Genomic DNA, 12,797 nt, shown 5'->3' on the forward strand with positions numbered 1-12,797 from the left:
TGACACAATGTTCTTGTCCTTTTTGGCAAAGGAACCAAGTTCTTGTCCTCCGACAACATCCGATGGATGATATGGCTTTCATCTTTAATTCCACGGGATAACTCACTCTAGTTGCCATTACAAAAACACCTCCAAGATGATCTCCCTATCTTACGACAAGGTTTCATTCTCTTGAAGGTGTTTTATTTGTCTCACGTTATGGGGTCAGTCATACATATTCCTAATGAGTATAACTGCAATTAAGTAAGTACGGTCATCGCCTCTCTTGTAAATGGAACCAGATCATCGGTACGTCCTTCTTGAATTTTCTTAGCCCATTCAGGGTCGACCAGAAGAGCACGTCCTACAGCAACCAGATCAAACTCATCATTCTGAAGTCGTTGTACCAATCCATCGATACCGACGTTACTTGCGCCTTTACCTTCTGTAAACAGACTTGTAAAGTCACCATCAAGACCAATCGATCCAACGGTGATTGTCGGTTTGCCAGTCAGTTTTTTGGTCCATCCAGCAAAATTCAGATCAGATCCTTCGAATTCCGGCTCCCAGAAACGGCGTGTGGAACAGTGAAAGATATCGACTCCAGCTTGAACCAACGGTGCGAGAAGCTGCTCCAGTAATTCCGGTGTTTCAGCCAATTTAGCCTGATAATCATCTGTCTTCCACTGAGATAAACGCAGTACAATCGGGAATTCCGGTCCCACTACTTCACGGCAAGCCTCAATCACTTCAACTGCAAAACGTGTGCGAGCCATCATATCTCCACCGTAACGATCCGTACGAGAGTTGGTTTTCTCATACAGGAATTGGTCGATCAGATAGCCGTGTGCTCCATGGATTTCAACACCATCGAACCCAACGCGTTTCGCTTCTGAGGCTGCTTGTGCGAATTCCTGAACAATTGTAGCAATCTCAGCTTCCGAATAATCATTAACATGACCTTTGGCTCCCATATGCCAGATCTGTGGAATAATTCGACCGCCAGCTTCATGTACTTCAGATACAACATGTGCCCAGCCATTCATTGCAGCTTCGCCATAAAAGTGCGGCACATTGGCTTGATTGGATGCATCCGGGTGATTAATTATCGTCCCTTCCGTCACAATAAGCCCCACTGCGTTCTCTGCTCTGCGGCGGTAATAACCAGCAACATTCGAACCCGGGATACCGTCCGGAGAAAATTGACGCGTCATCGGCGCCATCACGATCCGATTGGATAACTTCAAGTGACCTAACTCTATAGGTTGGAACAATGCTTCTACGGATTGAGAAAAATTCATAATAACCTCCACATATTTCGTTTTATATAGTTGACCTAGGAGATGTTAAACAGCAACCAGCCTGGTTAACAGCTAGACGTCGTTACTTCCAAATGAATCAATACACGATTTTTATCGAAAAGCCCCACCTCCTTCAAGGTTTCGTGGTGTATTAATACGCCTTCAATTATTTTTGACTTCGTAGTCAAGAATTTCACAAAAAAAAAGATCAAGACATGATCATGCCAAATGAAGTACGCAGAACCGTCTCGATCTGTTCACGGGATGAACCTGATTTCTCCATAACTCTCACACCAAGAATGGTGTTATTTAGATAAGATGCAAGCTCTATACTCGTATACCGGTTGGAAATCAACTGTTGTTTCTGGCCACTACTTATGATCTTCTCTAATACCAGTTGAACCTCTTCTACCATGAGCTCAGCTTCGCGTGTGACTTGCTCGTCATCTGTTCCGAATTCGAGTGATGCATTCACAATTAGACACCCTTGGCAGCCAGTTTCATCGTCTAAAAGGGAATATCGTAAGGCATCCAGTTTATCACCGGGAGACGAATCCAGGGCTTCAATCTCCTTCAGTTTCGCTATAACCTGTTCACGGTAAAGTGCCAGCGCCTTCAGGAACAACGATCGCTTGTCTTTAAAAACACAGTACAAACTTTGCTTTTTGACTCCTGTAGTACGCGTAAGGTCCTCATAAGAAGTTGCTTTGAAGCCTTGATTCCAGAACACTTCCATAGACTGGTGTAATACACGATCAACATCAAATTCTCTTGGTCTGCTCATGGGATTAATATATCAGTTATTGACCATGCAGTCAATAACTGATCATTTTACATCCTAATCTCTACGGAAATTCCCCTCAGGTCCCTTGAATGCGGTCTAACTCTTCCGGTAAGCAACCTTGTGAAAAGCATTGATATAACGAAACAGTGCTTCACCATCATCAGGCACATGCGTGCTTTTATCCAGTGGCAGCATCATTGCCTGATACGGCTCTGGCACCATTCTATATTGATGGACATAGGAGGTCAGGATGAACCCGTTGCGTTGCCAGAACTGAATGCGTTCCTGATGAGCCTCCGTTGTCCCGGACTCCGCCTCGATAATCATACCTTTGATCCCGTGTTTCTTTAACGCCCAGGCTCTGAGCTGCTCCAGCATCCAGGTCCCTATGCCCAACCCGCGCAGCTTCTGTTCAACCGCGAGGTAATCGATGATCAGGATGCGGTCCGCAGCCTTCCCCTCCAGTCCAGTAACAGCCATCGCAACCACTTCTCCATGATGCACGCACGTGTGTAAATAACCAATCCCCCGGTACAGCATACTGCGCAGAATCGCTTTTGTTTTAGCGCCGCTTTGAAAAGCCTCATGATAGATCCGCTCCATCCGCGCCCACAATGCTTCATCCCACTCCTCTATAGTAGTAAACTCTAATTCCAGCATCTCATTTGCCTCCAGATTTCTATCATAACAAATCCCGCCTCTGCTAATAACACTGTTAAACGTTTGTAGAAGGCACTCTACTGTCTAGTTCTTTTATAAATGAGTCAAAGAAAAAGCAGTGTACACCACTTGTACGCTGCTTTTTACTCGCTTTATCAGCTTACACCGAATTCAAGACATGTAAGAGATATTCCTTCCGATTTAATGGATTATGATCGTATCTTGTACATGATGGCACTTCACCATCGAAGGGCTGATAGCCATAAAATTCGGATAGTAATACACCTTCACCTTGGGTCCAACCCGGAAGTTGGTTCTTGAATGACTGAATATTCTTAATCGGGATCATGCCATATATCATAAATACCTGGTCACTCTGAATCGGATCCTGGTAGGTTGAAGACGCTTGAGTTAGTTTAAATAAAATTCTACTTAGATAATTAGCCGGAACCTCTAATTCGAACCGATGAATGGGTTCATAAATTTGAGTAGTTGCTTCAGCTAGTGCTCTCATTAACACAAGAGGCGTTAATTTTCGAAAATCACTAGCTGTACTAACTGCACTTGCATAGGCGGTATCCGTAAGTGTCACAATTAGATCGCGAACTTCCCAACCATATAGTCCTTGCTTAAGCGTCTCATAGACGGTTTCTTCAATTGCCTTATGAAACGATAAAGGTAGGGAGCCGAGCTCTACTTCTAGATGATATTCAATACCGGTTGAACGAGGATTCGGATCAATCCGAAAGCCTACAGTACTATAAAATGGGTTTCCCTTGTCCCCCATTCTCTCAACTGCCTCCCCTGTAAAGATAGGCTTTTCAATATAAATAGGCTGTGTCGCAAGAAATTCGATATCGATTTGAGCGTCTTTTTTCAGTTGATCCCGAATCACTTCTTTTTGAATTTCACCATAAAGATGAATAGATAGCTCCCTTTGAAGAGAATTCTGTTTGATATGAATAAATGGATCCTGTTCGGCTAATTTTTTCAAAGCTCTGAATAAATGAATGGTCTCGTTTTCGTCAGAGGCTTTGATCGTTGTTACTAAACTAGGCGGCGAGAACAGAGTTTCAGTCGTTTCATTGGAAGGAACACCGATATCATCGCCAACCTGGCAGTCTGTTAACCCCATAATCTTTACAATATCTCCGCTTGCAGCAATTGTTCCATCTGTTGTTTTTCCAGAAAAGAAGTGTTTCAACCCCGTGACCTTGTTGGTAAATTTGATAATTTCTCCTGTTTGATTCATCCGATAATAGGAAAGACTCTCACGTATCTTGATTTCACCAGAGAAAACTCGTACGTAAGCGATCTTTTCGTCGTTTTTTCCACGTTCAATTTTAAAAACTCTCCCTCTTGTAAAAGAAGTATTTTCATAATGAACGGAAGAATGGCAATTCTGTATGGCTGTAATCAAATGGGGAATGCCCTCACCAGTAATTGCTGAACCAAATAGCACCGGATAAAGCTGTGCTTGCTTGAACTGTTCTAGAAACTCCGATTCAAAGTCAACGGGGGCTAAGTCTTCAGCGCTGTAAAGATATCGTTCGAGAAAGCGTTCATTATTATCAGCTAAACGATTTGCTAGGCCCTCCATAAATTTCTGATTGTTTTCCGTGAACAATTCCATATGCGCGGCTGATGTGCCGATATTATAAACAAAGCCCATTGCTAAAGCATGGGGTGTCAATTTATCATGGATCTCAGTTAGTAACGATTCGTACCTAGCACCCACACGATCAATTTTATTGATAAAAAAGATTGTAGGGATTTTCAATTTAGCAAGTGTCTTCATCAAAACTCGTGTCTGAGTTTGAATACCTTCGACAGGTGAAATGACAAGGATGACTCCATCTAATACTCGTAAAGCCCTCTCAACTTCAGAGATGAATTCGGGGTGACCTGGTGTATCAATCAAATTCACTTTCATATTATTAACCGTAAAGGAAACGACAGCAGATTGAATGGTAATTCCTCGTTGTCGTTCCATTTCCATAGAATCTGTTTGCGTATTTCCTTTATCAACACTGCCGATTTCAGATATGATACCCGTTTCAAAAAGTAATCTTTCAGTTAAACTCGTCTTTCCTGCGTCTACATGCGCAAGAATCCCTATATTTATATTTCTCAATCGTTATCATCCTTTTTTTCATATTATTCTCCTTTTGTATAGTCATAGTATTTTTTCGCATACTATTCACGCTCCTTATATGTAATACTCTTATTATACTTTTTATGAATTTTATTACAAACCTTCAACATCAGATAACAATGAATAAAACAAAAAAATGCTATAATAGTGACTTCAATGGGTATATGTTCTTGTCCCTCGACATTTATAAAGGATTTCGTTATCCATCTAGATAAACACAAGTGAAAAAGACCGTAAAGAAACTAATTCTTCACGGCCCTTTATAGGATAGGTCAATGATTCATATAATAGTCATATAATTGCTCGAAGTTTGTAAAACGTTTGACTTCTCTGCCAACCTTATTATACTCGTCTAGATATTCATCCATCACTTCAAGGAACTTCTCTTTCATTACTGGTAAATCACTTGCATCAAAGTACTGCATAAGATCAAATTTCTTGGTCCCCTTCTCCACAGCCATTTCATCAAGATACCCTTGTGCTCCAAAGACCGAAAGAAAGACGTAGGAAGCATCATTTGTAGTAACACTGTTCAAGATTTTATTGCGGTAGTTGCACCACAATTCTTCGTATGTTCCCCTCAGATTATCAAAGTTAGGAGCAGGTTTAATAATGAAGTTATCGCACATCGTACTATGTAACCTTGTAACGCTATTCAACATATTAAAAGATGCTATTCGGATATCTTCAATGGTATGAGCTTCGATGATTGACATGTATAAGGATTCGAGATCATCCGGAACATAGCGAAACGAGCGTATCTCTTCCAAATATCGCTTGATTCCTCGTTTGATACACGTGTTATTCATACTGACCAAGGAATTGACTAGATTGTACAGAACGTCGGCAGATGCATGTCGCACTGAACCGATATCTTCACCTAGCATCGTATCGCTGTATGCTTGCTTAGCCAGATCGATCCATTTTTTTGCTCGATTAAGACACGCTTCTCCTAATGGGCTCGCAAGTGCATCAAGAGCTTTTTGCCTGAAGTCATTCAATTTCTCCAAATCCTCAGGCTTTGAATAGTAGAGTATTTTGAGCTCGGTTAGGCTTGATACGTTGGGACTCTCTAGTGTGGATTGCTCTTGTATTCTTGAATCCCATGGCGTGCAATAGATGTCATATCCAACGTCATCCAAGATGAAGCAATCGGATATTTCCCATCCCCTTTCTGTATTGTTGATAATAATCAAATCAAGATCGCTCTTCTCGTGAAAGTCCCCGGTGCTAAATGAACCCGTAAGCCCAATAATGGCGATATCGTCTAGAAAATCTCTTTTTGCGCGTTCGATAACCATGTTAATCAGCAGTTCATTTTTGCCCAGCAGCTTCTTCTTCATGATTTCGTTCATTCGTTACACCCCTTCGTATAAGCAGGCCGTTCTTCATCCCAACAACCTTAACTTGAGTCTATCGATGTAGAGGTGCGGTTTCTATGTATTAGTTGATTTAATCCATCTTTGCACAAAACCCGCTAAACCGTCGATACGACCATTTAGCGGGTTTCATTAGTTCTTACTATAAACAATTTTCTTTATGCTTTCGTAGGACAAGAAATACTGACCCGCCAACTCCTCTATGCTGACTCCATTGCGAAACAAGGATTTGATCTCAGCGTTTCGAGCAGAGACCCTACTCTTGCTGTGTGTTCTCTCGCCCCATTTTAGGTGTGCCTCTTTGGGTTTGGGGATATAAATCAATTCGCCTTGAACGTATTCTTGAATGATACGTAGCAGTTCTTCGGGAAAAACAAACTCTGCATTTGAATATTTCATGGGCCTCACTCCTTATTTAATAAGTCAATAAGGTGCAAAGCCAGTTAGTAGAATATTACGATTTATCGTTGGCAATGTGATTGTCCCTAAGCTCTATGCAAAGCATTGCCATATCCTTTACTGGCTTTGCATAGAGCCATGCATATAAGAACCCTACCCCGATTGTTTTCAATAGCCTCACCTCCATAGAAAATAGCTAGATTAACCAAGAAATCGCTAATGCGAATATTAAGTATCTCCGTCTCTATCCAATTCCCCAAGTAACCGATAAGTTTCGATTTAAACTTTTGAATCTTATAAACAACTTATTGGTTGTCGAATAAAACCTCTGCGGTTAGTTGGATATGTGCTCTAAAGATCTGTGTAGCACGTTCACCATCGCGGCTAAGAACGGCATCTGTTAATGCCTTATGTTCAGCGAGGCCATCGCGGACTTGCTGTTGCGGGGGGGAACAATGTCGATAAAATTCGCTCAAATTCCAAAGGTTGCTGCAGATATCCAAGAGAACTGGATTCGGACATGCGGCAATAAGCTCGTAATGAAATTGACGATGAATCTCGGACCATTCTTCGCGGACAACAAGCTTTTCATTCACTTCCTTGTACTCAGCCGTTTGCGATAGCTTGTGATGCACGGCAATTACATTGGATTCCCATGTGAGATCACCATAGGCGATGGATAGGCGTAAAGCTTCGGATTCATTGATTAACCTCGCTTGTATGATGTTGTTCAGTTCTTCTTCCGACGCCGTCTTTACTGAAAATCCGTGGTTAGGATTTTGCTGTACCAGACCCTGAGTCGCCAATCGCGTCAACGCTTCGCGAACAACAGCAACTGAGACTTCGAAACCTTTAGCTAATTCCGAAACTTTTAATGGAGAGCCCGGTTCATATTGTCCAGTCAAAATATCGGATTGTAGTTTCTTCCTGACATTCTCGCTTAAGGTAGACGAACCATTCCTTTTGGCCATGAAGCAGCACCTTCCTTCTTACACATTATAATTCTACGTAATTGTATGTAGATAGTTTACACCGTTATTAATAAAAAACAAACATTAAATTCGATAGTAAATCATAAAAACGATTATAGTTTACAGAATCGATTATTTAATGTATTATCGAAAATGAAAATAAAAGGAGGTAATTTACAATGAACAACAATCCATTTTCCAAATTGCCAGAAGTAGCAGTCTTTCAGTTGGAGAGTAATGACATTATGGAGGGACATCCTCTACCGACCCAGCATTATTCGGAGATGTCAACACTAGAGGGAAGTAAAGATCTCTCGCCCCATTTGAAGTGGTCGGGTGCACCCGACGGGACAAAGAGTTTTGTCGTAACTGCATATGATCCGGACGCCCCAACTGGATCGGGGTTGTGGCACTGGGCCGTTATCAATATCCCTGCCAGCGTAACCGAGCTACCCACAGGCGCAGGTGACGAGCATTCCAGCGGTTTGCCGCAAGGCTCCCTGCAACTACCGAATGATTTGAGACTCGAACGCTTTATCGGTGCGGCGCCTCCAGCGGGACACGGTCCTCATCGATATTATTTTGTTGTTCATGCGTTGGACGTCGAAAATATTAGTGTCGCCCCTAATTCCACGCCAGCTCTCCTTGGATTCACCATGCTGAGTCATACGCTGGGAAGAGCAGTTCTCATGGCAACAGGGGAAATCAAGTAAACCAAGATGTTGATGAAGCATAGGAGAGAATGATATGAAAAATTCCGAGTATCTTATGCGTGTTTACGATTTTTTTTGCACACAACTAGGTTTGAAAAGCAAAGTACTCCATTCATATGCGGAGTCAAGTACGGAGGAAGTGGTGAAGCTGAACGATCAGCCACATCATCATGTATGCCCCAATTGCCAGGAGCCAATTATAATTTTGAAGCATACCGTCATTTGCGGCTGTGGGAGCAAGATTAAAAACAAAGTGAAATTTAAAATATATCCAGAAAAACTGAAAAGTCCTCATAATTGAGGACTTTTCAGTAAATTAGCGTTGACCATCTCTGCCAGCGAAGTATTTAAAACATTACTTTGTCGGCTTAATCAGATGAAACTTTTATCATCAAAGGAATACAGGCTCGTTATTTCATCAATACAGTTTTATCCTATAGAAATGAGGCATTCCATTGCAAACCAATCATAGCGTTCAAAAAAATAAAGGAGAGTTATTACTTGGTTTACTTGTCTTTACACTCATCATATCCGTCATGAATGCAACCATGTTTAATATTGTACTCCCTAATATCAGTAAACAATTTCAAATTTCTTCATCGCAAGCGAGTTGGATCATCACAGGCTATATGATTGTGTACGCAATTGGCTCGGTAACTTACGGTAAATTGACAGACAGATACAGCTTGAAGAATTTATTGACGTTTGGTCTACTACTTTTTGCAATTGGGTCTGTCATTGGCTTAGTGGCTAGTGAATATTGGATGGTCATTGTGGGGCGAATTGTACAGGCAGCTGGTGCATCAGTCATTCCGGCGATTTCTATGATTGTACCAGTACGTTACTTTACATCTGAAAGGCGCGGTCGTGCATTAGGTACCGTTGCAATCGGATTTTCACTCGGTTTGGCCATTGGTCCGATCATTGCCGGCGTGGTAAGCAGTACATGGAACTGGCGGGTACTATTTGTAATCTCGCTTTTATCATTACTTACTTTGCCGATGTATCGGAAATATTTAGATGATGAAAAGGGAGTTTCCAGAAAAATGGATTATATTGGTGGAATACTTCTGGCCGGTACCGTAGCCATTTTGTTACTGGCTTTAACAAACGGAAGTGTTTGGCTTGCCTTAGGGGGGACTCTTACTTTCATTTTTTTCCTACTACGTATACGCTATACTCCAAACCCATTCATAAACCCGGCCATATTTCGAAACAAACCGTTTTCATTCGGTCTAATTATTACTTTCGTCATGATCGGGATTGGCTTTGCCTTTCCATTCATTACACCTCAGCTACTTTCTTCTGTAAACCACTTGTCACCGGTTTTCATCGGAATAGTTATGCTGCCGTCGTCTTTAATGGCCGCGCTTTTGGGTCGACAAGGCGGTAAATTAGCAGATGAAAAGGGAGATCGTTTCCTTGTGTTTACTGCAGCTGCACTTCTTATTATCGGTTTCATCTCTTTGTCTTCAGTCGTTGGTATGTCGCCAGTATTTATTGCGATCTTTCTTGTTTTTGGTATTCTTGGTCAATCGTTCATGCAAATTGCAATGTCAAACACGGTTTCACGTACACTCTCAAAAGAGAATATTGGCGTAGGGATGGGATTATTTTCGATGGTCACTTTTATCGCTACGGCCACATCAACAGCTGTTATCGGCAAGATACTAGATTTGGGCACATCGACCATTAGCTTAAATCCGATACCACAAAACAGTGCAACTTTCGTATATAGCAATATTTTCCTGACACTTCCCATTCTTATCGTTGCCGTAGCTGCATTATATTATGTACAATTTAGGCGAACAGGTAAAATGGCTAAGGACGAAAAGATGAATAGTGAACCAGTTACTTAGTAACGGTAATATAGAAATGCTAGGTCAGATCGGGTTAGATAACATCAAAAATCAAATCTAGCCTGCTTAATCAAAAAAATCTGCATGCCAGTATATTTAAAGTTAATACGAGTCATTCTTCTTGCTGAGAATCTATAACTCTTAGGTTCTATGCTGTTAATTAGAATCACACTTATTACGATTCCCCGCGCCGTCTGTAACGGCAAGTTTAAAGGCCATCCTTTGTGGGATGGCCCTTCCTTTTCTGGCTTTATTAATGTATCGTACTCGTTAACACAAATAGTCCATATCAATATAGGGAGTGTTATTTAACAAATTTTCATAGTAGAAGCGTCGGGCTTGCTCATCCCATTCGCTCCAATCAGGAGCGTTAAAATCTCTGCTTCTATAGAACGCGGCTAAAACTCTAGCTTGCCTTAAATTAATAAATAATGGGATTTTGTTTAACCAACCTTGACTCACAGTATTTTCCTTACAATAGCCGTTTAAGAAGTTGCAATAGTAACGCTTTCCAATCTCCTTCCTTACATCTCCAGACACAACCCACGGAATAGGGATTTCATAAAATAATGGGGTAGCAATATCAGAAACAAACCAGCTATATTCCGCGTCGTCATAGTCAATAATAAAGGCTTTGTCCCCATCATTAAGATAATTGCCAGGGCTGATATCCCCATGAATAAGACCGTACGTATCTTTTTCCTTGGGTAGAGCGCTAACTTCAGTAATTAAACGATCAAAGTTATCGTGTAATTCTAACGGACAACACTTCTTAAATGAGGCTAATAGGGCATTATCATTCCATTCAAAGCGTGAATGTTGGGACGAATAATTAAGTGAAAACTTATGTATTTTCCCGACCATTTGACCGATATTCTCATAAAACGTATTGCTCTCTTCGGCTATTACTGCATTTCTGCCGGATGCTTTCTCAAAAGCTGTCACAACAAAGGACTCGTCAATTATATGAATAAGATCCCCTGATAAAGACTGAATGGGCCTCGCTACTTTCATTCCGCGATCAGCCAGGAACATGATAAAATCTAGTTCCGCTCTTGTTAATAATTCATTCCGATGTGTGACATGGGCAATTCTTAAAATAACTTCTCGATCTCCAACTGCCCCGGAATAAACGAAATTTTGAAACCCATTTAATTCGAGAATTGAGTCTTCACGTATTCCAAAACATTGCGCGGACTGTCTCAATATATCTTGTGTGTATAGTAGTTTAATCTTTTTATCCATATAACCTCTCCCCCTTTACTTTTATGGTAACAAAAGGTGCTGATTGAAAATATACTGAATTTGATTCAGAATCAAATTCTACACAAAAAGCCACATCGGAAAGCTCGATGTGACTTACAAGTGAATCTATTTTCTAGAGTAAATGATTTTCTTAATGCTTTCGTAGGAAAGACCGAATTCATTCGAAAGTTCATCGATCGACTTTCCATTGAAATATGTTTGACGTATCGTTTCGTTTCTTAGACTTAGCTGTTCTCTACTCCCCGATTTTTCTCCCCATTTTTTGTGCAATTTTTCTGGGGTCGGGACATAAACCATACGGCCGTGAATGTACTTCTGAATTTCTTTTAGCAACTCTTCCGGAAAGATGGTGTCTGCATTTACATATTTCATGATAGCTCTGCTCCTTAAAATTTTTTTTGAAAATTTAAGGGAGCAAAGTCATTCTATAAACAGTAACATCATGCCAGAGATGATTCAGCGGTTATATTTCGCTATTGCTCCATACAAACAACCGCCGTTGTTTATAGAAAAGACTTTGCATGGAGCAGATTGTGGATTTTCCCATCAGTTGAAACCCTCCCTCCCAAAATTATAAATGTAACGCATTCCCAAATATTCGTAATTACAAGTTCTCGACTATTTCCTTCACCGCACAAATACCGCGATAGCTCAAAAACGGTTCAGGGGAGCTTTGGGACATATATTATATTCGTGACCTAGAACTACGACCCCTTTTTCGATGGGGTTATTTTCTTTTTCAGGCTGAACATCTCAATTTTATTGCAATGGTCTTGGTGGTCAAACCCTCGATCCCTCCATCCGCATAGCGGGTGGTTTTTTTGATTCGCGCGTTTCACGTACTCAACTGGCTAAGCCATAATAAAAAAGTCGCTAAAACAGCGACTTAAATGGTAATATTCCCCTGTACCTCGATGCTCCCAAAATGACACAAGTTCCCTACTATCGTTATAGTCTACTCAGAAAATTTCTAAAGCCAAAAGACTGCACTTTGAGATACTGGCCTAATCGATAATAGGAGAATGTTCTTGACCCTCGAAACCTGTATACTACAGGATCTAGCTATCATCGGCTCTTTCTTTGAATCAACATTATTAAGCAATTAAGCTGAAGGGCATATCACACCAAGAATTTCCGCAACTCAAATCGCCTTCTATCTACCAACGGCTCAACCGCTTTTCTTAATAACGCATTTTGGAACTATTCTGTCCATTAGCTTAATGAAGCAGAAATCAATTAATAATTAGTTATTTGTTATCCTCATCTCAGGAAAAAGAATTGTTCACCAAAATAAAAACCTCAATTTTAGCGACTTTTGATACAATTGGTAT

At 40.9% G+C, this 12,797-nt stretch carries 11 protein-coding genes; 2 read left to right on the forward strand and 9 right to left on the reverse strand.

Going from position 1 to position 12,797, the window contains the following annotated elements; genetic code table 11:
• Window positions 1–239: 239 nt before the first annotated feature.
• From ACDJ58_RS14970 to ACDJ58_RS15000, 7 genes are all read right to left on the reverse strand, one after another.
• Window positions 240–1,280 carry an NADH:flavin oxidoreductase gene (locus ACDJ58_RS14970; RefSeq protein WP_413379198.1) on the reverse strand — a complete coding sequence of 347 codons (1,041 nt, stop codon included), beginning with the start codon at window positions 1,278–1,280 and terminating at the stop codon, window positions 240–242.
• Window positions 1,281–1,488: 208 nt separating this feature from the next.
• A complete protein-coding gene (locus ACDJ58_RS14975; RefSeq protein ID WP_053783056.1) occupies window positions 1,489–2,064 on the reverse strand; it encodes a TetR/AcrR family transcriptional regulator in 576 nt (191 codons plus the stop codon).
• A gap of 96 nt (window positions 2,065–2,160) precedes the next feature.
• Window positions 2,161–2,724: a GNAT family N-acetyltransferase gene (locus tag ACDJ58_RS14980; protein WP_413379200.1), complete on the reverse strand. Its 564-nt coding sequence runs from the start codon at window positions 2,722–2,724 to the stop codon at window positions 2,161–2,163.
• A gap of 160 nt (window positions 2,725–2,884) precedes the next feature.
• A complete protein-coding gene (locus tag ACDJ58_RS14985; protein WP_413379202.1) occupies window positions 2,885–4,858 on the reverse strand; it encodes a GTP-binding protein in 1,974 nt (657 codons plus the stop codon).
• A 293-nt stretch (window positions 4,859–5,151) separates the two neighbouring features.
• Window positions 5,152–6,234, reverse strand: coding sequence for a nucleotidyltransferase domain-containing protein (locus ACDJ58_RS14990; protein ID WP_413379204.1), 1,083 nt, complete (start codon window positions 6,232–6,234; stop codon window positions 5,152–5,154).
• A 156-nt stretch (window positions 6,235–6,390) separates the two neighbouring features.
• A complete protein-coding gene (locus ACDJ58_RS14995; protein ID WP_413379206.1) occupies window positions 6,391–6,657 on the reverse strand; it encodes a CD3324 family protein in 267 nt (88 codons plus the stop codon).
• 305 nt (window positions 6,658–6,962) lie between these two features.
• On the reverse strand, window positions 6,963–7,628 hold the full coding sequence (locus ACDJ58_RS15000) for a GntR family transcriptional regulator (RefSeq protein ID WP_413379208.1): 666 nt from the start codon (window positions 7,626–7,628) through the stop codon (window positions 6,963–6,965).
• Between the two features lie 179 nt (window positions 7,629–7,807).
• On the opposite strand from ACDJ58_RS15000, the gene ACDJ58_RS15005 reads away from it, so the two are divergent.
• Together ACDJ58_RS15005 and ACDJ58_RS15010 are read left to right on the forward strand one after the other, a co-directional pair.
• Window positions 7,808–8,341, forward strand: a complete 534-nt coding sequence (locus tag ACDJ58_RS15005) for a YbhB/YbcL family Raf kinase inhibitor-like protein (protein ID WP_413379210.1) — start codon at window positions 7,808–7,810, stop codon at window positions 8,339–8,341.
• 455 nt (window positions 8,342–8,796) lie between these two features.
• The gene (locus ACDJ58_RS15010) at window positions 8,797–10,200 is read left to right on the forward strand and encodes an MFS transporter (RefSeq protein WP_413379212.1); all 1,404 of its coding nucleotides are present in this window, start codon (window positions 8,797–8,799) and stop codon (window positions 10,198–10,200) included.
• 270 nt (window positions 10,201–10,470) lie between these two features.
• Here the strand turns inward: ACDJ58_RS15010 and ACDJ58_RS15015 are convergent, their stop codons facing one another.
• A complete protein-coding gene (locus ACDJ58_RS15015; RefSeq protein WP_413379214.1) occupies window positions 10,471–11,445 on the reverse strand; it encodes a phosphotransferase enzyme family protein in 975 nt (324 codons plus the stop codon).
• A gap of 126 nt (window positions 11,446–11,571) precedes the next feature.
• Entirely contained in the window at window positions 11,572–11,838 is a 267-nt protein-coding gene (locus ACDJ58_RS15020; RefSeq protein ID WP_413379216.1) for a CD3324 family protein, read from the reverse strand.
• Window positions 11,839–12,797 lie beyond the last annotated feature (959 nt).

This window comes from Paenibacillus taichungensis, assembly GCF_047302525.1.
Taxonomy (GTDB): Bacteria; Bacillota; Bacilli; order Paenibacillales; family Paenibacillaceae; genus Paenibacillus; species Paenibacillus taichungensis_B.